The sequence below is a fragment of the Metabacillus sp. RB-C-LZQ-3-1 genome, assembly GCF_058315175.1.
Genome location: NZ_JBZFLI010000001.1, coordinates 163,037 through 184,501, shown reverse-complemented (window position 1 = coordinate 184,501; position 21,465 = coordinate 163,037). Strand labels below are relative to the sequence as shown.

Here is a 21,465-nt window from a genome sequence, read left to right as displayed (position 1 = left end):
TTATATTTTTTTTACTTTTTGAAAAAACTCTTCCAATGTTAAGTCATTTTCATAAATGATTGCTGCCTTTTCTTTTCCTACATAACGGAGGTGCCATGGTTCATATTGATAGCCTGTCAGTGATTCTTTATTTTTAGGATAACGGATAATAAACCCTGCACGATGGGCATTTTCTCGCACCCATTTTCCTTCCTTTGTTTCACCAAATTCTTCCGTAATCTCAAGATTCACACTTCGACTTGACACATCCATAGCTAGTCCTGTTTGATGCTCGCTTTGTCCAGGTAATGCAACAGCTTGCAATGCATATTCTTCTCCTTTATCCTGCATTTCTACATTAAAAAGCCCTTCTTGTCGAGAGTATGATCTAAATCCTGATACGGCAAATAATTCAATTCCATCTTTTTCAGCTAATTGAAAAAGCTCTTCTAACGCATCTGCTGCTTCTTTTCTAATATATTTTTGCGGAACATCTGCATCTCCAAAAGAGAACTCAACATTAGGTACAACTAAATCACTTGGTTCATAATTTGGAGAAAGTGAATATTCTTTATTTACCATAACGAGTAAATTTGTCGGATTTTCAATGATATTGTCGCCATTCACTTGTTTTACTTGGTTAAAATATTCAGATTCTAATAAAAAATCTTCATCTATTACATCCTGTGGCCTTATTTCTTCTTCCGCATTCTCAATTTGTTCAGTTTGTGTGTAGTTTTGCCCTGGCTGACCACTGAGAAAAGGCATTGTTTTAGGAAAATCTGTACAACCTGAAAGAGCAATTGGTAATAGTAAAATAACGCTCCATTTAAAATAAAACATAGTACCACCCTATTCTTGATCGATAACAAAGCTATTTTAACACTAAATACAAGCTAAAGAAATGATATTTAAGTAGCTACCTTCATCTTTACCTTTCTACCTAGTGTTTAAAACGTAAAAAGCCTTGTTTTCTTTTCGACAAAAACTGAGGAGGAGAAAAACATTAAAATGTTTAAAAAGAAAAAAGCATGCAAATGCATACTTTTTTCGAAGATTATATGATTTATTAACTTTTTTTAATAGCTGCTTCTAAAGCAACGACAATCATATCATTAAACGTTGTTTGACGTTCTTCAGATGTAGTTTCCTCTCCGGTTAAAATGTGATCACTTACAGTTAACACTGATAATGCTTTGCGATCAAACTTGGAAGCTAATGTATAAAGAGCAGCAGTTTCCATTTCGATTGCTAAAATACCGTATTTTGCCCATTTTTCATGTTCAGCATTATCATTGTAAAACATATCTGCTGTAAAAACATTTCCTACCTTTAAGTTTAGGTCTTTCTCAAGCCCTGCATCATATGCTTTCTTTAATAACTCAAAGTTTGCTGTTGGAGCATAATCTACTCCACCGAATGTAAGACGATTCATTTGAGAATCTGTCGATGCACTCATCGCCAAGATCACATCTCGAACTTTTACATCTTTTTGGATTGCTCCACAAGTACCAACACGTATTAATTGTTGTACACCATAACTGTTCATTAATTCATTTATGTAAATAGAAATTGAGGGAACACCCATTCCTGTTCCTTGAACAGAAATTCTCTCACCTTTATATGTACCAGTAAAACCAAGCATCCCACGAACTTCATTGTAACAAGTTACATCATCTAAAAAAGTTTCGGCAATATACTTTGCCCGCAACGGATCTCCAGGTAATAATACTGTTTCAGCTATTTCATTTTCTTTTGCACCAATATGTATACTCATTTTTTTGACCTCCCAGCAAAAATAATAAAACCATTAATCAATTTACTATATCATATCCACTAATGACAATTAAATTTTTTCAATATTACCATTTTCTTAAAGAAAAAAAATATGTCATACATTTATTGTCAGTTATACCTTTTTTACAATAGGACAAGATAAAATCGTAATCTCTTTAGGAGGGAAACAAATGAAGAAAAAATTAGAGCAGGCTATTCAATATGCGAATGAAACAAACCCAGGTTCCAGGAATGGAACACAACCACATGAATCAAAAAAACCTAGAAAACAAAAAACACATGCGACTAATAAAACAAATGAAATATAAGGGGATGTCATCATGGGGAAAAAACATCGAAATCGCAATACACCTAAAAAAAATAACCATATCTCACCTGCTGTTTTAGAAGCCGAGGAAACAGCTCATGCAAAGGAACATTCTTCTGGAAAGAGGAAAAATGGGCCTGGTAACAATATTTGATTGAACATAGCGGCAAGTAAAGTGACGAAAGGGCATCATCTAAAAGATGATCAAGTACCCGTTCGTCATTTTGCTTATCTAACTTGAATGCGATTTATTTTTTTCCAGCCTTGAGGGTATAGCTTGTAATAAAATTGACCCTTTTTCCCCTCATCTATAAGAACGATATCCCCTGTACTCAAATATCTAGCATTGTAATCATTTGGCATTCTGTCTGCAACATTGAAGGTTTGAAAAACCTTATGTAAGGCATCCTTGTGATTATTTCCCTCCATCATAAAACGATAAACATCTTGATACCCTTTTTTATCTCCAAACCTCGGCGTCTGAAAAATGGTCACATCATACGAAGTGATTCGTTTTTTTAATAGTAAGGAATACACGGTCTCTCTCTCCTCCGCTAAGTAGTGTTATTACTATTATTAGCCACTCACCTGAAGGATTCCTTTCTATAAAAACTGTTTTTTTTGTCGAAATTTTTTTTTGTTGTTATAAAAAGCATAAGCCAAATAAATCCTGCACTCCAGCCAGCTAGCACATCTGTCATAAAATGAACTCCTAAATATATTCTGCTTATCCCTATTAAAGTTACAAGGAGGATCGTTATAATTAATACAAATATCTTCAGATTATTCGATTTAACAAAATGAGAAATGACTAAATAACATAAAAAACCGTAGATGGCTGCAGAATTCATAGAATGTCCACTAGGAAAACTATAATGTGTTGCCTGGTAAACGGCATCATATGATGGACGTTCCCGCAGAAATAATTCTTTAAGAAAGTAATTCACCTGTCTTACACTATAGAATAGGAGAAATAACCAAACAACATCATGCCATTTTCGTTTTACTAAAAAAAAGATAGCAACCCCAATACATATTGGCAAAGCATACTTAATCGAGCCAATATCTGTTATGAACAAAAATAGCTCAGTAGCAATTGGTAATCTTATTTGTTCAAAAAACAAGGTTATATTTGTGTCGATCATAGAAAAAAAATCTACGGAATAAAAGAACGCGCAGAAGCTAAATAAAAGAAAAGCAACTACCACCAGTATTTTCATTCAATTCTTTCCTCCACTTCTTCAATAGCAATTATTAACGATCATGCCATAAAATGAGAGTAATTGAAAGATGAATCATACCTATCCTTGAAGTATGTATTTTTTATAGTAAAAAGGGTCAAATCTACTAACAAAAGACACAGACCTTCAATTTATGAAAGGGCTACATCCTTTTTGATCAAGTAGATCTGACCTATTTTGAGCTTTATTCCTTTCTAACTATTTAAACTTTTTTATGCTTTGATTGTTCTCTATGTCCTGGAGCTGGTTTTGACTTGTAGGCATACTCACTTCCTAATTCAGTATCTTTATTTTTGTTAGCCATTAACGCTTTTTGTTCAGGACTATTGTGATGCTTTTTTGACATCTATTTCACCTCATTTCATTCCCTTATCATGCCTAATATTCCTATTGACCATCTGCTCCATTTTGCGTTACGCGTCGAATGTGCTGATCCTCAAAGTTATTTTCTCGGGAAGCTCTCGCTTTATCATCCACTAGCTTTTTTTGATCTACTTCTACTGAAGGTGTGTTCTTTTTCTTTGACATAAAAGACCTCCGAAAATTTTTTTTGAAACAGTTATTAGTTTAACTAAAAAAACTATTTACATTCCTTTTAAAAGGTTCCGTTTTGAGGTGCTTTTCTGAAATTTAAAGCCGAAATGACAAATGTTAGACAGGGCAATTGGTATCTTAAAATGTACAAACTCACAGCATATGGTGAGTTTTCTTTATAAGGTCGATGATGACCAAATCCCTTTTGGAAAACGAAGAAAATGGTCTTCATTAAGACGATGAATGTCAAACCTCTTATAAAAAATAGAAGAAATAGTTTTATAACAAATGCCATTTGTTCCATCAACCCGAACCACTTAGGAATTAAAAAACATTAAAATTGACAGCTTATTCTGCCGTCACATTGACAGTTAATTTGGCAGGTTTTATTATTTGTCCAATGATTGTTGTTCATCATAAAAATGATGTCAATTGTCAATCAGAACGATCAAAAATGTTTATTACAATTGATAAATAAAGAAAATGACGTGCACCAATTTACACGTCATTTATTAAAAATGCACCCGAAAACGGACCCTTTACATTCCTTTCCCGGAGGTTTTCATGACTCAATTGCCTTTATCCATCCCCGTATAAATCAAAATGGCATCACGTAAGAATTTTGCTACACCTGGTTTTTCTTTGTCATAATAAGCTGTAAAACGTTCATCATCAACATACATTTGACCTAAACCAGCATGTGCCTCCTTTGAATATTTATCCCAATAAAAACTAACCCACTGTCGGTGTAAATCAACTGCTTTTTGTGCAAGATCTCCGCTTGGATCTCCTGTTTCAAAGGCTTCATGTAAGGTAGAAAGAACCTCTGAAGACAATTTTTCAATAGCATTATATTCCTCTTGACTCATATTTTTTATCTTTTGATTGGACTGATTTATAGCTTCCTCCCCATATTTCTGTCTAATCTCTTGACCATACTTTTGTTCATTTTCATCAATTAATTTTTGTTTAAAGCCTTCAAATTTTTCATGATCTGACATTGTTAATCTCCCTTCCACTGTTGCAATTGTTTTTTTTACATTTGTAATCAGTTCGTCTAATTGATTACGTTTAGACACTAACTTTTCTAAATGTTCATTAAGGGCTTTTATATGTTGAAAAGATGGCGATGTAATGATTTTCTTAATAGTTTCTAAATCCACTCCCAGCTCCCGATAAAATAGAATCTGCTGTAATAGATCAACCTCAGATTTACCATATATGCGATACCCGGATGAATTAATTCTTGCCGGCTTAAGAAGGTTAATTTCATCATAATATCGCAATGTTCTAGAGCTAACTCCAGCTATTTTTGCTAACTTTTTTACTGTATATTCCATCTGCTCACCCCTCAAAATCAACTATAAAGGCTGACGTAACGTCAATGTAAATAGGTTTTTACAATTTTTTTAGATTGGGTTAAAATGCCTGTTATATAAAAAAAGCAGACCTTCTGCTATTTCATCTCATAACAAGGGTCTGCTTTTAAAATTATTCACTTAAATCTACATTGTGATAAACTTGTCTAACATCTTCTAAATCTTCTAGGGCGTCAATCATTTTTTCAAATTGAGCCTTTGCATCTTCCGCAAGAGTAATATCGTTTTGGGCAAGCATTGTCAGCTCAGCTACTGAAAATTCTGTTATTCCTGCTGCTTTAAAAGCCTCTTGAACTGAATGAAACTGATCTGGTTCAGCATAAACAATGACAGAATCATCTTCTTCAATAATATCTCGAACATCAACATCAGCTTCCATTAGAATTTCAAAAACTTCATCAGAAGATTTCCCTTCAATCCCAATAACAGCTGTTGCATCGAACATATAAGCTACTGAACCGCTCACTCCCATATTTCCACCATTTTTACCAAATGCAGCACGAACATCTGAAGCGGTACGATTCACATTATTCGTTAATGCATCCACAATCACCATTGAACCATTTGGCCCAAAGCCTTCATAACGAAGCTCATCATAGTTTTCTTCGGTTCCACCTTTTGCTTTTTCAATCGCACGATCTATAATTGCTTTTGGAACATTATATGTTTTTGCTCGTTCAAGAACAACTTTTAATGCTTGATTAGCTTCAGGATCTGGTTCACCTTGTCTTGCTACTACGTATATTTCACGACCAAATTTTGCATAAATACGACTGGTATTCGCATCTTTTGAAGCTTTCTTTTCTTTAATATTATTCCATTTACGACCCATTATGAACACTCACTTTCAAAGATTAAATCTAGCATTTACTTTAAGACTTGAACGTTTGGATGTAACAAAACGCTTGTCTATTTTACTCACTTATTCTATTATACCTAAATTACATCTTTTGTTAAGTACGACTGATTAGAATAAATTTTCATTCAAGTTTTATTCAGAGGAGTACAAACTTTTCTCATAAACAACCCAATCTGATTCAGATATTTGATTAGAATATAGCTTTATTTTTTCTTTTACTCGGTCATGTTCCGTACCAGTCAATAATGTAGGTTGATAATCATTATGTGTTGTGACAGAAGAAATCGAAAATGGAAGAACACTAATCTCCTTCTTTTCACTAAGAATCCCATTTTCAATATAAAATTTTTGCTGAAATACAAATGTATCCTTATCAGCTGGATTTTTATTTCCGCCAAACATAAAATTCCCTAAACTATATACGATAAATTTCCCCTTGTATTCTTCAATCCCCTGGATAACATGGGGATGATGACCAAGGATTAAATCTGCCCCTGAATCGATGCTGAATTTTGCTAGTGAAATTTGCGTTTCATTTGGAACATACTGCTTCTCATCTCCCCAATGAAAATGAATTAACACAATTTGAGCACCTTGTTCTCTCAGATTATCAAGATCCTCCTTAATTTGAGACCTGATCTCTTTTGTATCCTGCCAGCCTTCATAGCCTAATGCCCCGATTTTTACACCTTTTACTTCTGTCATATAGAGGTCTCCATAGCCAAAGTATCCAATATTCGCCTTCTCTAGTGATTCCTTTGTATCCTTATACCCTTGCTCTAAATAATCAAATATATGATTATTTGCTAAATTAACAGCTTCAATCCCGCCCATTTTCAAGATATCCGCATAACCGGGATCTCCTTTAAACCGAAACGTTTTATCTGCCTTTTCAGTTGAATCGGTCAAAGTTGTCTCAAGGTTGACGGTTGTAAAATCATCTTCTAAAAAAAGAGAATCCATTCCTTCCAGAAAATAAGGTAAGCCATTTTGGTTTGCAACGTCAACGAATGATCCCTGATAATCATAACTTTCATCTCTACCTAAGGTAAAATCACCAGCAGCACTTATTGTGATTGCCGTTGTTTGATTTACAAGTTCTTTTTCTTTGTGACCATTTATTTCTTTTAGATCATGAGTCATGATTGTTTCAATGGGTTTGTCAGGCTTTATGTAATGAAATACAGATAACACAATAATGACAAAGAAAATCATTGTAAGTATTCTTCGGTACACTTTTTTTAATCTTCTCCGCTTTTTCCCCTCACTCGACCTGGTTCTTGACAGTGATGTATATTGCTCCTTCATCCCTTTACCCCTTCTCAATTTAAATAGTAGAAAATATGGCGAAAGCCTTAATTTTTCTTATACTATCAACCTTAAATTCTAATAGTATAAATAAAAATATTTTAATATATTTATAACGGAAGGATCTAGTCATTTGTTACAAAAAATAATTCTTTTTTCCTACCTCCTTTTTTGATAAATAATAAAAAGCAATTAAAGTATATGCATGATTCAGAACACTTTAATTGCTTTTAAAAAATATATTTTATTAACTATGTTTGCTTAAGATATCCTCGATAATTTCTTTTATATTGACTATTTCATCTTCATGAAGAGTAAATTTCACTAATGATTCATCTAAATCTAGTGCTTCAGAAAATAGTCCAGTAATACCCTTTGCTTTTCGATCAACCTCAACAATTACCTCTAGACTTGTTTCATCAAGAAGAGAAAACATGAGTTCTACTTCATCTAATTTCCGGTAAAATGAACCTGATGTTGGAATAAACTCAAATTCCTGAACGAATGGCAGTCTTTTTCTTACCTTGTAGGAAGCTGCTTCATTTTTCACTTTCCTCAGTGTAAATCCAAGCTCATTTAATGCTTTTAGCGTTTTTTCTACTAAATGATGTGGATGGATGTTGACCATGTCCCGATCTGTTGGATCTATCGCACCTTTAATATCAACTCCTGTTTGCAGCCACACCTTCGTTGACCCTAGAGTCAATGGTGTATCTAACGGAAGCTGAAATGTAAATGGAATTGTTTTTGTTTCACCAGGCATAACGACAAATGGTTCATTAAGTTTTACAGTAGCAATAACCGCCTGTTTGTGAACAACCTTATCATCTTCTTCTTTCTCATAATTTGTATTAATCGTTAAATAAATTTCATCAATTGATTGTTCGATATTCCCGCCTTTAACTTCGATTATTCCTTCTACCTTATCCCCAACTTTTATAGTTGAATCTGAAAGCTTTGCATCAACTTTTGCAGATCCAATCCCGACACTAGCTAATATTTTATTAAAAAATGACATTAATTTTTCCTCCCTAATTAAGACACTTTTCCACATCATTAATCAAATGATCAATACCATTGTAAGCTGCATCTATTTGCAGCATTTTCCGCAAAATTATTTTACATTGACTTGAAATTAATAATTCTTCTTCCCATGTTTTTTTCTTATTTGTTTCAGGTTCATATGAGGAATAAAGTAGAAATAATAAGAAATGTCCTAAAGCGTAAAAATCACTTTTAAAGGTGTTCTCTCTAAATAATCTTTTATCTAAGCGATTTAGTTTTTCTTCCTTATCAACCTTATCTGTTACTCTTCTAGCTAAGCCAAAATCAATAATGTAATGAGTATTTTCACATTTTAGGATATTAGGGATTCTAAGATCCCGATGAACATACCCTTTATTATGGATAATCTTGACAAGTTTCAGTACTTGATAAAGTTCTTTTAATGCTTCTTCTTCAGTATATTGAACTTTGTCATCAAAGATTAATTGCTCATACGTTTTTCCCTTTTTAAACTCCATGACAATAAATCTTTTTTGGCTCTTATCCTCGAACTTTTCAAAAAATTGAGGAAAAGCGGGATGCTGAAAATCTTTTAATATCGTTGCTTCTCGTTCAAACGCTTTAACTCCTGAATGATCGAGCCTCTTATATCTTCTTAATTGTTTTAGTACTTTTTGATTTTTTTGTTCATCTTCTACTAGATACGTAAAACCATAGCTCCCTTTTCCAAGTATTTCTTTTATGACATATTTATTTTCGACAGTAGTAAAAGGGGCCAACGGTTTTTCTACATGCTCGATCCATTTCCTAAATAAGACTTTCATTTAGCTGCTATAAGAGCTGAAAAAACTACTAGAGCCGCGTTTTTTCTTATAATAATGATGTCCATATTTTGATGGATGAACATGCTTATGGCCTCGTCGTTTAAAGTCGCTTGAACTATATTTTCGATAAGAATGGGAATGTTTATTTAATATGAATGAATTTAGGATCTTTTTCAACATGGTTAATCCCTCTCTTTTTTAGGATTAGATTATTGATTCTCCTTTATATACGACATGAACAAACAAAAGTTTCACATTTTTATTTTTATATCCATACAAATAGTAATAAACCCAGGTTATTGCTTTTATAAAGGAATGAAAAATATGTATGAACAAAGCTGTGATATAACAAACTTGGCAATTGAGCAAGAATTACAAGCTATACTTTCTCAAAAATCTTTGCTTATCTTAACTCAAAAAGAGAAGGATTTCATAAACAAAATAAAGACCTCAACAGACTTAGCAAATAAAAATAATATAACTCGTACGAAAGCTTACCTTTCATTTTATTCTGAATGTCCAGAAGTCCATTGGGCATTCCTAGCTCATATGGTTTCACGCAATGGCGGATACAATATGACAGATGTAAAAAGTTCTCTCCTTGTTTCTGTTCTGTCTCATTCTCAACAAGTTAGTCTTTTTCAATTTCTAGAACGCGCTAACGCATTGATTTTTCATGATGCTTTTCCACAACTGCTTTTATATAAAAAAAGCAAAGAGGATAAAACATCCTATTTCCATTTATTACCTTCTTTTTCTGTCTCGAAATTTATGATTCCAATTTGGAGTTCTTTTTTAAATAACAAATTAACGTCTAAGGACCTTTCGTATGCGTTAATTACAAACGAGCAACAGTATGTTGAAAAACATCTCATGTCATTAAGCCACACTAAACAGTCAGTTCTTCAGACATTCACATATATCATGCAAGAAGCACTAGGCTTTACCCATGTTATCTTCCCTTATAAAAAATATTCATTCTTACGGAAATATTCATTAGCGGGGGTTGAGGTCCGCAACTTTCATTCTGTTCAGACTCGAATTCAGATTGGTAAAAAGCTTTATCACATTCTTTTTTCAAAGCCAGTATACTCTTCCATTTTTGAGTTTGCCAAGAAACATGAGCATTCAGGATCTCGCTCAGATTATTGGCCACATGAATTTTCGCTGAACAAGGATCAACAAAAAATAATTAGCCCTTCACTTACTCAAGTATGGGAGAATGTCCCTCATCATTTTCCCAAAAAACAAGATTGGTATACGAAATTCTCACAAATTCAATCTTGGAAAAATGAAGGGAAAGCAGATATTCATGATATTACAAAAGATGTTAAGCGTGACCTATCCATAATGAAGTCATTAATTAGTGTATACAACATCATCAACTAAAAAATGTAACAGTTATGTCTATATTAAAATAAATGCAAATAAAAAGAGGATGTCACTTTTTGATGGATTTAAGCTCAAGTCTCTAATATATAGCTGAATGACCACGCTATATATAGTTTGTGAGCTTAGTACCTTAAGAGACATCCTCTTTCTATTATTTTGGTCTAATCTTTGTCTTCAAATTCTAAATCTTCATCAATGATACATTTGTTCAGAAGGTAATCAAATGTTATATCAGCAAGCTCTCCAAGTTCTTCTTCTCCTGGAACATACCCTCTTTTTGTGAGCTCATTGTAAAAGAACTCCGCAATCTCCTCTGTATCAATAATTACTTCAATTTCCTTCACAATATCGCCCCCCTTCTATTTTTTATGTCCATACTCAGGGACATATGCAACATTAGGTGAAGATTTTTTTTGATGAGTATAAAAAGTAAGTGGAATAAAGATGAATTCATGACATATAGATAGTTTTAGATAGACAAGCATATAAAGAAATGGGGTTAATAGGATGATAAATGAGGTTGCAAATACAAAAATCGTAAGGAAAGCAGAGAATTTAGAGAAACAAAGTATTCTTGAGTTTATTGATGGAAATGGATTTGATCGATTATTGCAAAATGTCCTTAAATGGTTATTTTATGGAATCCTTTTTTTCTGTATTCCTTATTTTATTTTTCTATTGTTTTCTCTGTCATATTAATGGATCGAATCTATATCCTTGTATCTTGATAAGCTTTTAATTACCAGATTCATCATGTCTAAATATTCTTGGTCTTTAAAAAGGTTGTAGAGTGTTTTATAATCATTATAAATATCTAGCATTTCATCGATCAATCGTCTTAGGTCGTCTGCGCTGCCAGTATCACTTGATCGTTCAAGTCCAATATATTGATGGATCAATGAAGCATAGTAACGACTTTCATCAGTAATTGTGTGATGCAAATGAACTTCTTGCCGAAACTCTTCAGCCTCTTGATTGCTTATCATTAGGCTCATTTCATCTTCGGTTGCCTCTAACCATTCTCCATCAGACATTCTTGTTAACTCATAGGTTAATTCTTCCCATCCATCATCAGCATATCTCCAAACTTCCGTTCTTACTCCAACAATTTTAAACAATGAACTTCCATATCCTTTTACTAACACAATATCACCAATTTGATAGAGAACGTCAATACTAATCTTTTCTGTTTCAATGACAGTACCATCATACTCTGAAAATAATTGAAGTGCATTTTCATAATATAACATATCCCCATGATTGACTTCATAGGCGAATTGCTGGTCTACTAGATGAAGTTTTGTTATTGTTCCGACCGTTCCATACATGATAATCACGACAATATCCCCGATTTTAAATTTTGGTTTATTTTTATGATTATTTTTCACTTTTTCATCTCTCCTTTGTCGTGATTGTAAGGATAAGATAGTATATGCTGCATTTTTTAATTCGTCATGGGCTCTTTTGGAAACGTTGTAGACCTATAGTTACATAAAAAAAACAAGAAAACTAAGGCCTGTCGCCAATTCCTGATAGCGAATGCCTTAGTTATTTCTTATAACTATCATTAATCATTTTTTAAAGCTTCTGGTAATAAAAAGCATGGATGTATCTTTAAATGATATCATCGTATGCCATAATTAAATTCGTTTTAAAATTTCATTTTGATACTTTTCCCAAGCATCATCAAAAACAGTCATACTCTTTAAATAATGACCATTCATTTCTAAATAGGAGCTTATCTCGTCATAATTATCCGTGTTTTTTGGAAAACCGTGGTCAACATATGCATCATTAGCAAATTTAGAAAGTTCATCCTTTGGCTTAGGATGACGATGCTTCATTAAATAGTGATAAAAAGATTTCATACGTCATTCCCCCTGTTGACAATATTTTATTATTATAGCTTGTTCGCGAAAAGAATGAAACCATAACCTCTCATATGTATGTTATTTCTATCCTGTATAGTGGGTCACTATAAAATCGTATTTAAGCTTAAAAAATAGCTCTAGCAATCCCTAAAGTAGATGGAAAGCTCGAGCTATTCTTCTAAAATTTGCTTTGGACTTCTTAATTCTGAAAATCTATTTCAAAGCCTAAGTCTTCTAGCATTTTATGATCTGCAGTACTTTCTTGCCCAGATGTTGTTAAATAATCTCCAACAAATATTGAGTTAGCAGCAAATAAGCCCAGCGGTTGAAGTGATCTAAGATTCACCTCACGTCCACCTGAGATTCTGATTTCCTTCGTTGGATTTATGTAACGAAATAGCGCAAGAATTTTTAAGCAATATCTTGGATTTAATTCATCTGTTCCTTCTAGAGGAGTCCCATCAATAGCATGTAAGAAATTAACTGGAATAGAATCTGCATCAAGTTCTCTTAAGCAATATGCCATATTTACGACATCCTGAAGCGTTTCACGCATTCCAACGATTACACCAGAACATGGGGAGATTCCACTTTCTTTTACAAGATTAACTGTATTCACTCGGTCATCATATGTATGAGAAGTTGTAATAGCAGTATGATGTTCTCTTGAAGTATTCACATTGTGATTATATCGATCGACTCCGGCTTCTTTTAATATTCTTGCTTGGTCAGGCTTAAGCATCCCTAAACATGCACAAACTTTTATCCCATACTTTTCTTTTATTTCGCCAACAGCAGACGCAACATGGCTCACCTCTTTGTTAGTTGGTCCTCTTCCACTGGCTACAATGCAATAGGTTCCTGCTTGAAGATGATGTGCTTGCTTTGCTCCTTGTAAGATTGTCTCTTTATCTAGCATTCTATATTTCTGAATAGTTGCTGTTGATACAGTTGACTGCGAACAATACCCGCAGTTTTCAGGACATATTCCTGATTTTGTATTTATAATCATATTTAGCTTTACTTTCTTCCCATAATAATGCCTTCTAACCTTGAATGCACCATCCAATAATTTTAACAAATTCTCATCTGGACATTTTAATATTGATAAAGCTTCAGTCTCTGATATTAATTTTCCGTTTATTACTTCATCCGCTAACAAATCCCAATTCATTTAAATCCCCCTTTACCATATCTACTACAATATGGTAATGAATGCTGACAGTTATGTCAACCTAATTTTATTTTGAGTTAACAAAAGAAGGAGCCCTAATTATTGGGCTCCAAGATACGTCATTTAATTAGTTAATGTAAGCTGCACCTACAATAATTAATAAGATGAAAAGTACTACGATTAATACAAAGCTGCTGCCATAACCGCAACCGCCAGCATATGGATATCCTTGATCATAATAGCAATGCATCTTAATTCACTCCCCATAAGTTATTTTTGATTCCCTTTACATTATGCCGCGGATAGGTTGTATTGTATGTGCATTCGCCCATTTTCTGGGTAAAAAACATATTTTGAAAATCATACTAGAACTGGTTAAGATACTTTTTGACCATATAAAAACCGCGCTAGTTTTAACTGCACGGTTTGGTTTCATTATTTTTCAAAAAATTCGATCCATTCTTGATCAGGTCCTCGAAAGAATATATACTTTGCACCATTTGGTAATACAGTAATATCTTCAAAGATCCATTCCACATTTGCATCCTGTAATCTCTTTTTCTCAGCTTCAATGTTCTTTACTTTAAACGCAATGTGATGAACTTTTCCTTCATCAGGTAAGTCAGGATTATACCCTTCTATCAATTCGACAATGATTTGGTCATTAACACCTAAAAATGCCAATTTCATTTTCCCATCTGTATGTATAAATTGATCCAGCAGATCTAAGCCGACCACCTCTTGATAAAAAGAAATCGATCGCTGAATTTCTGCTACTTGAATTCCAACATGTTCAAAACCTAAAACAGCCACAAAATCCACTCCCTTATCTCCAATATATCCCTATATTACGTAATCCATATTTTCTTGTCTACACGATAAATCATAAAAAGGCTTAAACTCAGCCTTTTTAACTACACTTCAAATAATTTAATATATTTTCCATAGCCCTCTTTTTCTAGATCTTTTTTTGGTATAAATTTTAATGCAGCAGAATTTATACAATATCTTAAACCGCTTGGACCTGGTCCATCATTAAATACATGACCTAAGTGTGAATCAGCTGTTTTACTTCTTACTTCCGTACGAACCATACCGTGTGATGTATCTATTTTTTCAACGACTTCTAACTCTTGGATTGGTTTTGTAAAACTTGGCCAACCACATCCCGCATCATATTTGTCCTTTGAGCTGAATAAAGGTTTTCCAGAAACAATATCTACATAAATTCCTTCCTCTTCATGATTCCAAAATTCATTGTGAAACGGAGGTTCTGTTCCATTATTTTGTGTTACTTCATACTGCATAGGTGTTAATGAAGCTTTTAGTAAAGTTTTATCTTTCCAATGTTGTTCAATAAATCGATCTCGTCCAGAGCCTGTACGATATTGTTTATAACGCCCCGTACTCTTTTTATAAAAATCTTGATGATAATCCTCAGCTGGATAAAACGGCTTTGCTTTACGAATCATGGTTACGATTGGTTTAGAAAACCTCTTACTTTTTTCCAGATTTTCTTTAGATTGTTCAGCAAGTCTTCTTTGTTCTTCTGAATGATAAAAAATCGCTGTCCGATAAGATTCTCCACGATCATAAAATTGACCGCCTTCATCCGTTGGATCTATTTGCTGCCAAAATAGCTCCAATAGCTTTTCAAAAGGAAAGATATCTGGATTAAATGTAATTTGGACAGCTTCCAAGTGTCCAGTTGTATTTGAACAAACCTCCTCATACGTTGGATTCTCTTTATCTCCCCCTGTATAGCCTGATATAACACTTTCAATACCAGGTAATTCATCAAAAGGCTGAACCATACACCAAAAGCATCCGCCCGCAAATGTAGCTAATTCTAATTTATGATTATTGCTCATTATTTTAATCACCCTACCTTTTATTAACTAATGCTTTTTATTATATAGCATGCATTGAAGCTTAGAAAGTAAACTGCTTTATTCTACACATTTCATGCATTGGTCCCTCTTGACACATCAAAAGAACTTCCTTAGTCTAATGAAAAGGATACTTTGTTAGTACGGAGGAAAAAAGTTGAATAATCGTCAGGAAAAAATGTATGAAATGGAAGCATTAATGCGAAATGTTTATAGAAAATTACGTCAAGAAATGAATCTCGTTTATGATAACGAAATGTCAAGAAATGAGTTTTTTATATTAAAAACTTTATATGAGCTTGGTCCAAAAAAGTCTTCCGATTTATCTAAAATGTTAAATGTGTCAGCATCCCATATTACAGCCATAACAGACTCTTTATTTGAAAAGAAATGGATCGACCGTGTTCGCTCTATTCAGGATCGTCGAATTGTGGACATCCACCTTACTGAAGAAGGAAAAAAAACACTTTTCTTATTTGAAAAGAAGAAAACAGATTTCTTATTAGAAAAATTTAACGAGTTCAGTGAGGAAGATATAAAGAATTTTATTATCTTATTTAATAAATTATTAAAAGCTTAATAAACTAAAATATAAGTGAGGATGACTTTTTCTAGTCATCCTTTTTTACATAAATCTAACCAAGTTGTGAATAATAAAAAAAATTGCATGGGAGGTTATGATGTTATGTCGTCACCATACTTATGTCCAAATTGTAAAACAAATCGAACTAGATTTAATATAATTCAACAGCAAGTAAAATCCGTAAAATTAAATCCTCAAACTGGAGATATTATGGAAGAAATCGATCAATCTGCATTAGATCCGTTTCACATCTCCTATAAGGGACCGGATTATCGCGTTCAGTGTGGAACGTGTGGCTTAATTGAAGACGAACTCTCTTTTATTAAAAGAGCCCAAATTAATCAGTAGCATTCTTAAGGGGATGATGTAGAGAAGAACATCATTACTTCTCTAACCATCCTCTATTATTCACTATTTTGTGTAGTGTTAAAAAATGTCTGTTCTCTGTTTCCAACCTTATTTTGTTGTTTTTTCTCTTTGTTCTTTCCCATTTTTCCATCTGACTCATAACTTAATTTTTGATTCTTCATCTTCTCATCCTTTCTTTTATGATTCTATCTTCATTTTTACCAGACAGCATAAAATATATGTAGGTTTCATCCTAAAAGCTTCTTCAAGACTTCTGTCCGAGAAGTAGTGTTTAAAAAGGACTAATTTTCCTAGATTTACACAAATTTTCTGTAAATATTATTAATAGACTTTTAATCTAATATTAATTTTTTAAGATACTGTTCAATTTTTGTAAAATCAGTATCCTCCCACTCATTTTCCATTATTATTAGATTGAGCAACGGGCTCAAAGATAATCATTTAATCGTTACATGGGAGGAATTAAAATGAATAAGAGCTTATTATTAAAAGTTGGAGCATCATTACTTGCTGTATTTTTAATGGCTGCATGTAACAACACAGATGATACAGAACAAGAAGAAACAAATGTAGAAGAAACTGAAGAAGATAGCACAGAAGAAGTTGAAACAGAAGAAGAAGGTTCTTAAAACATAATAATGAAAAACTGAGAGGTTATGATCCTCTCAGTTTTCATTCCTATGATTTTGATTTTTCATCCTTGATATGCCATAAATAAAATGCAACACTCAAACACATCGTACTGTATGCAAGATTTAAATAGACATCATCCATATTTTCCGCAACTAGTTCCTGCCAAGCAATTCCACCAAAAATAAACGAAATAAGAATCGCTGCAAGTGCAAAGATCATAAATTTATTTCTCATACAATGAACCCCCATATTAATCATGTTCTATTTTTATGACTATATTCTGGTTATTCTTTCTGTTCCTCAGAAATAATTTTAGCTTGGTCATTTTCAAAAGCTACCACGTAATTCACCTTTTTTGACACGTTTTTTTGCACATGATTTGTTTCTTCCACAATAGATAAAACTGTTTCCACAAGAACTTTATCCTCATTTTTAGTCGTTTTAAGTTCATCTATTCTTATTGAAAGGATATTCAAATATTCATTTCTAAATGATTGATAATCAATATTTGTTTGCCAATCACTTCCCAAGAGTGAATAAGCTGTTACAAAATCTTGATAATTAATGCTATCAATAAAATAGCTTACAAGATACTCTGAAGTTTCTATGATCTTATTTTCATCTATTTCATCAATAGCGTCAACTGTTTCTACGATTGGTAGGTTTTTCATTGGAGTCTCTGACCAGCTATTAACTAATGGCAGCACTGTACCAATTGGAAGACTAAATCCGATGCTTCCTTGTTCGATTCGTGCTGAATTGATTCCAACAACATTCCCTGTTTTCCGATCAATTAGAGGACCACCACTGTTGCCTGGAGCAATTGGAGCCGAAATTTGATAAACATTATCATATTTATACGGTTCCACATCCAATTCTCTGTCGGTTCCACTAATAATTCCTGTTGTTACGGTGTTTTGAAAACCTAATGGACTTCCCAAAGCTAAAATCTCATCACCTAATTCGAGCGTTGTATTAGGTGACAACTTTAATGGTTCAACGTTTTCTAAACCCTTAACCCTTACTACTGCAACATCAGTTTCAATACTAATCCCTATAACTTCTCCATCATATCCCATTGCATCAGTTGTTCGAATTTTTACTTGCTTAGCTCCATTAACTACGTGTGCATTAGTTATAATATCTCCTTTATGATTGTATAGAAATCCTGAACCTACTGACCCATCTTCTAATTCAACCATCACAACTTTTTTTTGAGCTTCTCTAATTATTTCTTTTATTTCAAGTGGCGGTTGATACTTATTTACATCCTTATTTTGCTTTAAAATCGTTGATTCTGAGTAAACCTTTGCAGCGGTATGCTCTTTAATATAGAAAAAGCCTATTCCGCCTGCAAGCCAAATTAGAAGGGATACAATGAAACTGATTATTATCTTTTTTTTCATAGATTATCCTTTCTTCTCTTCTAAAAGCCATGAAATATTTGTAATTTCAACTTTTACTTTTTCTTTCGTCGAATATGATACATGCTCAAATTCGCCTTTTTCACCAGGCTTTAATTTGTTTGGAAAAACATTTGTCTTGCCTTCTTCAAGAATTGAACCATTTTCATTTAAAACATTAAATTCAATCACAATTGAATGAACACTTTCGGTACCATTATTTTTAACTGAACCTTGAATATAGGCATCACCATATTTATCAACATTGATTTTCGCCTCCACTAACTCTACAGCTTTTGTGAGGTTCAACTTTTCTTCCATTTGGGCAACTTGTAATGCCTTGTTAATTCGCTCTTGCTCTGCTACTTCAAATGCTGTCTTCTCTTCAATTATTCGATCCTTTAATGATAATAATTTTTCATTGTTAACAACATATTGTAATGCTTCATCAACAGAATTTAAGGCTTTATTAAAATGTTTGTGTTCAAGATTTTTTTCTGCTTCTGATTCGCTTATACTCACCATTTTCATATAAATTTGTTGTTTTATTTCTGAAGCTTCTTGAATTTCCATCGAATAGAGAGTAGATAGTTTATCTGCTAGTTCATCTATTGATGACAGTTGATTTATTTCTTCTTTCATCGCACCAACCTTCACACTAGTTTCCACCTGATCAATTTCATAGGACAGTTTCACAAACAGTGGTGAGCTTGATGTATCAATTTGTTTTTTTATTGTGTTGATGTCCTGTTGAGCAACATCAAAACGTTCGTTCATTATTTTTTGTTCAACATCATTCAGATCTTCGTCTAAATCTATAATTGATTCAATCATTTCTTTTTCTTTTGCTAACACTTGATAATCTTTTCGATATGAAAGGCCAGACTCAATATAGGATAGTGCTTTTTTATATTCACCAGCTAAAGCGGCTTTTTCAGCTTTTTCTTGAAAATTTAGAACAGTAGCATTTACCTTTGACTCATATGTATACGTCAAAATAAGCCCAGAGGAAACAAGTAGTAAACTTAATAAAGGGGTTAAGTAAACAAACATTTTCTTTTTTTTATAAGATGCCGGATGAAATTGTTCTTCTAATCTTTTACCACAATTCGAACAATAATTCGCTGTCTTTTCTGCAATATTTGCTCCACAGTTTATACAGAACATTACGCTCCTCCTCTCTAAATAGATAAGGGAACAGAGCCTCGTGTAGAGACTTATATTCTAACAATCTATAAAAGTACGACCTTCATTTTTTTCGACATAGTATCCTTTAATTATACATGTTTTAGCATGATCATTCTAGCCTAACCCTGCAGGGTAATTTGTACCATTTATTACCTTGAATTTGTATTTAGTTCTAATGACGAAAGCATTAATTTTCCTAATAAGATCATCTATAAGAATTTTTAAACTTCATTATAGTAAAACAAAGGCCTAACATTGGTTAGACCTTAAGGTAATGGAACATTTAATGTAAATGTAATATCATCTTCCACAAGATTGAATGTCTCTGCTCTGGCGCTTAATCCATTTTTAAATGTTAATTGATCTAAATGAATGTCAATAAGATTTTCTTTTGAATCAATAACAACATACTCAGGAAGATCATAGTAAGTGTTCATGTACTTTAATACATAAGATACAGGAAGCTTTAGTTGGCCGATCGATAATTCATTCACAAGCAATTGAACATTTCCATCATCTTTCACTTTTGGTTCAAGAACTAGCTTCATGTCAACATCTTTGTTAAATGCCTTAATCACTCCATAAACATTCACTTTATCCTCTAGGTTTACATAATACTTTAAGTTTTCTTGGTCTGTTTCATTCTCCAAATAATGATTTACTAATTTCGTTAACGTGCTTTTTTCAGTACGAATTAGAAAAGGAATTGTTTCTTTTCCATCTACTTGTTGAGTTGTTCCTTTTTCTCTTGGTTGAGGTTGGTCAACTGGCATAAATAAAAAGGATACAACTAGAATTAAAAAGATTAAATTAATACCAGCAAGAACAAGAAATAACGTCTTCCATTTTTTCATCAAATCACTCATTTCTTCCAACAAACTTCATGGTAATGTCTGCATCTGTCATAGTTTGATAAATTCTGTCTGCCATTAAAGTATACCCGCTCTTATTTGGATGAAACTCATCTTTATAAAGCAGCCTATGGTCCATTTGAGATGAGAATATATCATCTACAGGAACAAATACCCCGTTTTCGTCACTAGTTATCATCTGTTTTGATGCATTATTCCATTCGTCAATTATTTGATCAATTTCAGTCAAATTCGGCAACATAAATTTAAACGGATTGTAGAGTCCTACGAAAATGATCGGGGCACTTGAATTAAGACTACGAATTGTTGTGAAAATATCATTTAGTCTTCTTTCAAAGTCTGCTTGTTCATTACGAAAAGGTTCAAAGTCTAAGGAGAAGATATTTTGACGAACTACATTCATAATGTCATTACCACCAATCGTCATGATAATTATATCCGCTTCCTTCAGTGCTTGGACAACTTCCTCTTCTTTTAATCTTTGTTGCAGGTTCGTCGTTTTATGACCTTTAATTCCAAAATTATCAACCTGTACCTCTTTGATTTCTTCCTCTTGGTCAAGCATATCTGTTACTCTTCCAACATATCCACCTTGTTCTGATTCATCACCAATTCCTTTTGTTAAGGAATCCCCTAGAGCAACAAGTTTCACTGTTTTTGGGATAAACTCTTCTGATGGCTCCTCTTTTTGTATAAGAGAAACTGGCTTAGTTTCAAGCTTTGACATTGATTCAGACATACATCCTGTCATGAATAAGCTTAATATACTAATGGTAATTATTTTTCGAATCATAAAATCACCCTGTCATCAAGTCTAAAAACCTATTATAACATGGATATGTATTTCGTTTTAGACTG

General features: G+C 33.0%; 31 protein-coding genes. 7 read left to right on the top strand and 24 right to left on the bottom strand.

All coding sequences use genetic code 11. The features are described 5' to 3' along the window. A complete protein-coding gene (locus tag AC4GZ8_RS01105; protein ID WP_491079957.1) occupies positions 1-822 on the bottom strand; it encodes a M15 family metallopeptidase in 822 nt (273 codons plus the stop codon). 226 nt (positions 823-1,048) lie between these two features. Further along, on the bottom strand, positions 1,049-1,756 hold the full coding sequence (gene deoD / locus AC4GZ8_RS01100) for a purine-nucleoside phosphorylase (protein WP_491079956.1): 708 nt from the start codon (positions 1,754-1,756) through the stop codon (positions 1,049-1,051). A gap of 190 nt (positions 1,757-1,946) precedes the next feature. On the opposite strand from deoD, the gene AC4GZ8_RS01095 reads away from it, so the two are divergent. Both AC4GZ8_RS01095 and AC4GZ8_RS01090 read left to right on the top strand, forming a co-directional pair. Next, complete coding sequence (locus AC4GZ8_RS01095) at positions 1,947-2,084, top strand: hypothetical protein (RefSeq protein WP_169908218.1); 138 nt, start codon at positions 1,947-1,949, stop codon at positions 2,082-2,084. 12 nt (positions 2,085-2,096) lie between these two features. Next, the gene (locus AC4GZ8_RS01090) at positions 2,097-2,237 is read left to right on the top strand and encodes a hypothetical protein (RefSeq protein WP_491079955.1); all 141 of its coding nucleotides are present in this window, start codon (positions 2,097-2,099) and stop codon (positions 2,235-2,237) included. A gap of 74 nt (positions 2,238-2,311) precedes the next feature. Here AC4GZ8_RS01090 and AC4GZ8_RS01085 read toward each other — a convergent pair whose 3' ends face one another. The 9 genes from AC4GZ8_RS01085 to AC4GZ8_RS01045 form a co-directional block, all read right to left on the bottom strand. Next, positions 2,312-2,620: a YodL domain-containing protein gene (locus AC4GZ8_RS01085; protein WP_491079954.1), complete on the bottom strand. Its 309-nt coding sequence runs from the start codon at positions 2,618-2,620 to the stop codon at positions 2,312-2,314. A gap of 47 nt (positions 2,621-2,667) precedes the next feature. Then, positions 2,668-3,303 carry a phosphatase PAP2 family protein gene (locus AC4GZ8_RS01080; RefSeq protein ID WP_491079953.1) on the bottom strand — a complete coding sequence of 212 codons (636 nt, stop codon included), beginning with the start codon at positions 3,301-3,303 and terminating at the stop codon, positions 2,668-2,670. Positions 3,304-3,526: 223 nt separating this feature from the next. Beyond that, positions 3,527-3,670: a hypothetical protein gene (locus tag AC4GZ8_RS01075; RefSeq protein ID WP_491079952.1), complete on the bottom strand. Its 144-nt coding sequence runs from the start codon at positions 3,668-3,670 to the stop codon at positions 3,527-3,529. Positions 3,671-3,711: 41 nt separating this feature from the next. Continuing rightward, positions 3,712-3,852, bottom strand: coding sequence for a hypothetical protein (locus AC4GZ8_RS01070; protein WP_491079951.1), 141 nt, complete (start codon positions 3,850-3,852; stop codon positions 3,712-3,714). A 575-nt stretch (positions 3,853-4,427) separates the two neighbouring features. Continuing rightward, on the bottom strand, positions 4,428-5,198 hold the full coding sequence (locus AC4GZ8_RS01065) for a MerR family transcriptional regulator (RefSeq protein ID WP_491079950.1): 771 nt from the start codon (positions 5,196-5,198) through the stop codon (positions 4,428-4,430). Between the two features lie 151 nt (positions 5,199-5,349). Continuing rightward, a complete protein-coding gene (locus AC4GZ8_RS01060; RefSeq protein ID WP_491079949.1) occupies positions 5,350-6,069 on the bottom strand; it encodes a YebC/PmpR family DNA-binding transcriptional regulator in 720 nt (239 codons plus the stop codon). A 159-nt stretch (positions 6,070-6,228) separates the two neighbouring features. Next, positions 6,229-7,239, bottom strand: a complete 1,011-nt coding sequence (locus tag AC4GZ8_RS01055; protein WP_491080396.1) for a CapA family protein — start codon at positions 7,237-7,239, stop codon at positions 6,229-6,231. Positions 7,240-7,651: 412 nt separating this feature from the next. Then, positions 7,652-8,422: a sporulation protein gene (locus tag AC4GZ8_RS01050; protein ID WP_491079948.1), complete on the bottom strand. Its 771-nt coding sequence runs from the start codon at positions 8,420-8,422 to the stop codon at positions 7,652-7,654. A gap of 13 nt (positions 8,423-8,435) precedes the next feature. After that, positions 8,436-9,233 (bottom strand): serine/threonine protein kinase, encoded by a 798-nt coding sequence (locus tag AC4GZ8_RS01045; protein ID WP_491079947.1) that lies wholly within the window; start codon positions 9,231-9,233, stop codon positions 8,436-8,438. Between the two features lie 324 nt (positions 9,234-9,557). Between AC4GZ8_RS01045 and AC4GZ8_RS01040 the strand changes: the two genes are divergently transcribed. After that, on the top strand, positions 9,558-10,622 hold the full coding sequence (locus AC4GZ8_RS01040; protein WP_491079946.1) for a DUF2515 family protein: 1,065 nt from the start codon (positions 9,558-9,560) through the stop codon (positions 10,620-10,622). 164 nt (positions 10,623-10,786) lie between these two features. Here AC4GZ8_RS01040 and AC4GZ8_RS01035 read toward each other — a convergent pair whose 3' ends face one another. Continuing rightward, on the bottom strand, positions 10,787-10,969 hold the full coding sequence (locus AC4GZ8_RS01035) for a YozD family protein (protein ID WP_491079945.1): 183 nt from the start codon (positions 10,967-10,969) through the stop codon (positions 10,787-10,789). Between the two features lie 163 nt (positions 10,970-11,132). On the opposite strand from AC4GZ8_RS01035, the gene AC4GZ8_RS01030 reads away from it, so the two are divergent. Next, the gene (locus AC4GZ8_RS01030; RefSeq protein WP_491079944.1) at positions 11,133-11,324 is read left to right on the top strand and encodes a hypothetical protein; all 192 of its coding nucleotides are present in this window, start codon (positions 11,133-11,135) and stop codon (positions 11,322-11,324) included. Here the strand turns inward: AC4GZ8_RS01030 and yodN are convergent. The 6 genes from yodN to msrB form a co-directional block, all read right to left on the bottom strand. Next, on the bottom strand, positions 11,321-11,953 hold the full coding sequence (gene yodN / locus AC4GZ8_RS01025; protein ID WP_491080395.1) for a germination protein YodN: 633 nt from the start codon (positions 11,951-11,953) through the stop codon (positions 11,321-11,323). The two genes, AC4GZ8_RS01030 and yodN, sit on opposite strands and share 4 nt — an antisense overlap. A gap of 312 nt (positions 11,954-12,265) precedes the next feature. Further along, on the bottom strand, positions 12,266-12,493 hold the full coding sequence (locus AC4GZ8_RS01020; protein ID WP_491079943.1) for a YozE family protein: 228 nt from the start codon (positions 12,491-12,493) through the stop codon (positions 12,266-12,268). Between the two features lie 202 nt (positions 12,494-12,695). Further along, positions 12,696-13,670, bottom strand: a complete 975-nt coding sequence (bioB, locus tag AC4GZ8_RS01015; protein WP_491079942.1) for a biotin synthase BioB — start codon at positions 13,668-13,670, stop codon at positions 12,696-12,698. A gap of 127 nt (positions 13,671-13,797) precedes the next feature. Further along, positions 13,798-13,920, bottom strand: coding sequence for a YjcZ family sporulation protein (locus AC4GZ8_RS01010; RefSeq protein WP_491079941.1), 123 nt, complete (start codon positions 13,918-13,920; stop codon positions 13,798-13,800). 185 nt (positions 13,921-14,105) lie between these two features. Further along, positions 14,106-14,483 carry a VOC family protein gene (locus AC4GZ8_RS01005; protein WP_491079940.1) on the bottom strand — a complete coding sequence of 126 codons (378 nt, stop codon included), beginning with the start codon at positions 14,481-14,483 and terminating at the stop codon, positions 14,106-14,108. A gap of 101 nt (positions 14,484-14,584) precedes the next feature. Next, entirely contained in the window at positions 14,585-15,541 is a 957-nt protein-coding gene (gene msrB, locus AC4GZ8_RS01000; RefSeq protein ID WP_491079939.1) for a peptide-methionine (R)-S-oxide reductase MsrB, read from the bottom strand. A gap of 175 nt (positions 15,542-15,716) precedes the next feature. Here msrB and AC4GZ8_RS00995 point away from each other — a divergent pair, with 175 nt between their 5' ends. Together AC4GZ8_RS00995 and AC4GZ8_RS00990 are read left to right on the top strand one after the other, a co-directional pair. After that, positions 15,717-16,139 (top strand): MarR family transcriptional regulator, encoded by a 423-nt coding sequence (locus AC4GZ8_RS00995; protein WP_491079938.1) that lies wholly within the window; start codon positions 15,717-15,719, stop codon positions 16,137-16,139. A 105-nt stretch (positions 16,140-16,244) separates the two neighbouring features. Beyond that, positions 16,245-16,490, top strand: coding sequence for a DNA alkylation repair protein (locus tag AC4GZ8_RS00990; RefSeq protein ID WP_491079937.1), 246 nt, complete (start codon positions 16,245-16,247; stop codon positions 16,488-16,490). 56 nt (positions 16,491-16,546) lie between these two features. On the opposite strand, the gene AC4GZ8_RS00985 is transcribed toward AC4GZ8_RS00990, so the two are convergent. Continuing rightward, entirely contained in the window at positions 16,547-16,672 is a 126-nt protein-coding gene (locus AC4GZ8_RS00985) for a hypothetical protein (protein WP_491079936.1), read from the bottom strand. A gap of 306 nt (positions 16,673-16,978) precedes the next feature. On the opposite strand from AC4GZ8_RS00985, the gene AC4GZ8_RS00980 reads away from it, so the two are divergent. Beyond that, positions 16,979-17,140, top strand: coding sequence for a hypothetical protein (locus AC4GZ8_RS00980; protein WP_491079935.1), 162 nt, complete (start codon positions 16,979-16,981; stop codon positions 17,138-17,140). Positions 17,141-17,189: 49 nt separating this feature from the next. Here the strand turns inward: AC4GZ8_RS00980 and ypmT are convergent, their stop codons facing one another. The 5 genes from ypmT to AC4GZ8_RS00955 all read right to left on the bottom strand — a co-directional run bounded on the left by ypmT (position 17,190) and on the right by AC4GZ8_RS00955 (position 21,400). Beyond that, positions 17,190-17,378 carry a protein YpmT gene (gene ypmT / locus AC4GZ8_RS00975; RefSeq protein WP_491079934.1) on the bottom strand — a complete coding sequence of 63 codons (189 nt, stop codon included), beginning with the start codon at positions 17,376-17,378 and terminating at the stop codon, positions 17,190-17,192. Between the two features lie 50 nt (positions 17,379-17,428). Next, positions 17,429-18,550, bottom strand: coding sequence for a S1C family serine protease (locus tag AC4GZ8_RS00970; protein WP_491079933.1), 1,122 nt, complete (start codon positions 18,548-18,550; stop codon positions 17,429-17,431). 3 nt (positions 18,551-18,553) lie between these two features. Further along, the gene (locus AC4GZ8_RS00965; RefSeq protein WP_491079932.1) at positions 18,554-19,714 is read right to left on the bottom strand and encodes an FxLYD domain-containing protein; all 1,161 of its coding nucleotides are present in this window, start codon (positions 19,712-19,714) and stop codon (positions 18,554-18,556) included. Between the two features lie 287 nt (positions 19,715-20,001). Further along, the gene (locus AC4GZ8_RS00960) at positions 20,002-20,589 is read right to left on the bottom strand and encodes a YpmS family protein (protein WP_491079931.1); all 588 of its coding nucleotides are present in this window, start codon (positions 20,587-20,589) and stop codon (positions 20,002-20,004) included. 4 nt (positions 20,590-20,593) lie between these two features. Continuing rightward, positions 20,594-21,400 (bottom strand): SGNH/GDSL hydrolase family protein, encoded by an 807-nt coding sequence (locus AC4GZ8_RS00955; RefSeq protein ID WP_491079930.1) that lies wholly within the window; start codon positions 21,398-21,400, stop codon positions 20,594-20,596. Positions 21,401-21,465 lie beyond the last annotated feature (65 nt).

Excerpts from the sequence above, each read along its gene's own strand:
- AC4GZ8_RS01105 (WP_491079957.1), bottom strand. The coding sequence starts at position 822 with ATGTTTTATTTTAAATGGAGCGTTATTTTACTATTACCAATTGCTCTT.
- deoD (WP_491079956.1), bottom strand. The coding sequence starts at position 1,756 with ATGAGTATACATATTGGTGCAAAAGAAAATGAAATAGCTGAAACAGTA.
- AC4GZ8_RS01095 (WP_169908218.1), top strand. The coding sequence starts at position 1,947 with ATGAAGAAAAAATTAGAGCAGGCTATTCAATATGCGAATGAAACAAAC.
- AC4GZ8_RS01090 (WP_491079955.1), top strand. The coding sequence starts at position 2,097 with ATGGGGAAAAAACATCGAAATCGCAATACACCTAAAAAAAATAACCAT.
- AC4GZ8_RS01080 (WP_491079953.1), bottom strand. The coding sequence starts at position 3,303 with ATGAAAATACTGGTGGTAGTTGCTTTTCTTTTATTTAGCTTCTGCGCG.
- AC4GZ8_RS01075 (WP_491079952.1), bottom strand. The coding sequence starts at position 3,670 with ATGTCAAAAAAGCATCACAATAGTCCTGAACAAAAAGCGTTAATGGCT.
- AC4GZ8_RS01070 (WP_491079951.1), bottom strand. The coding sequence starts at position 3,852 with ATGTCAAAGAAAAAGAACACACCTTCAGTAGAAGTAGATCAAAAAAAG.
- AC4GZ8_RS01065 (WP_491079950.1), bottom strand. The coding sequence starts at position 5,198 with ATGGAATATACAGTAAAAAAGTTAGCAAAAATAGCTGGAGTTAGCTCT.
- AC4GZ8_RS01060 (WP_491079949.1), bottom strand. The coding sequence starts at position 6,069 with ATGGGTCGTAAATGGAATAATATTAAAGAAAAGAAAGCTTCAAAAGAT.
- AC4GZ8_RS01055 (WP_491080396.1), bottom strand. The coding sequence starts at position 7,239 with ATGACTCATGATCTAAAAGAAATAAATGGTCACAAAGAAAAAGAACTT.
- AC4GZ8_RS01050 (WP_491079948.1), bottom strand. The coding sequence starts at position 8,422 with ATGTCATTTTTTAATAAAATATTAGCTAGTGTCGGGATTGGATCTGCA.
- AC4GZ8_RS01045 (WP_491079947.1), bottom strand. The coding sequence starts at position 9,233 with ATGAAAGTCTTATTTAGGAAATGGATCGAGCATGTAGAAAAACCGTTG.
- AC4GZ8_RS01040 (WP_491079946.1), top strand. The coding sequence starts at position 9,558 with ATGTATGAACAAAGCTGTGATATAACAAACTTGGCAATTGAGCAAGAA.
- AC4GZ8_RS01030 (WP_491079944.1), top strand. The coding sequence starts at position 11,133 with ATGATAAATGAGGTTGCAAATACAAAAATCGTAAGGAAAGCAGAGAAT.
- yodN (WP_491080395.1), bottom strand. The coding sequence starts at position 11,953 with ATGTATGGAACGGTCGGAACAATAACAAAACTTCATCTAGTAGACCAG.
- AC4GZ8_RS01020 (WP_491079943.1), bottom strand. The coding sequence starts at position 12,493 with ATGAAATCTTTTTATCACTATTTAATGAAGCATCGTCATCCTAAGCCA.
- bioB (WP_491079942.1), bottom strand. The coding sequence starts at position 13,670 with ATGAATTGGGATTTGTTAGCGGATGAAGTAATAAACGGAAAATTAATA.
- AC4GZ8_RS01010 (WP_491079941.1), bottom strand. The coding sequence starts at position 13,920 with ATGCATTGCTATTATGATCAAGGATATCCATATGCTGGCGGTTGCGGT.
- msrB (WP_491079939.1), bottom strand. The coding sequence starts at position 15,541 with ATGAGCAATAATCATAAATTAGAATTAGCTACATTTGCGGGCGGATGC.
- AC4GZ8_RS00990 (WP_491079937.1), top strand. The coding sequence starts at position 16,245 with ATGTCGTCACCATACTTATGTCCAAATTGTAAAACAAATCGAACTAGA.
- AC4GZ8_RS00985 (WP_491079936.1), bottom strand. The coding sequence starts at position 16,672 with ATGAAGAATCAAAAATTAAGTTATGAGTCAGATGGAAAAATGGGAAAG.
- AC4GZ8_RS00980 (WP_491079935.1), top strand. The coding sequence starts at position 16,979 with ATGAATAAGAGCTTATTATTAAAAGTTGGAGCATCATTACTTGCTGTA.
- ypmT (WP_491079934.1), bottom strand. The coding sequence starts at position 17,378 with ATGAGAAATAAATTTATGATCTTTGCACTTGCAGCGATTCTTATTTCG.
- AC4GZ8_RS00970 (WP_491079933.1), bottom strand. The coding sequence starts at position 18,550 with ATGAAAAAAAAGATAATAATCAGTTTCATTGTATCCCTTCTAATTTGG.
- AC4GZ8_RS00965 (WP_491079932.1), bottom strand. The coding sequence starts at position 19,714 with ATGTTCTGTATAAACTGTGGAGCAAATATTGCAGAAAAGACAGCGAAT.
- AC4GZ8_RS00960 (WP_491079931.1), bottom strand. The coding sequence starts at position 20,589 with ATGAAAAAATGGAAGACGTTATTTCTTGTTCTTGCTGGTATTAATTTA.
- AC4GZ8_RS00955 (WP_491079930.1), bottom strand. The coding sequence starts at position 21,400 with ATGATTCGAAAAATAATTACCATTAGTATATTAAGCTTATTCATGACA.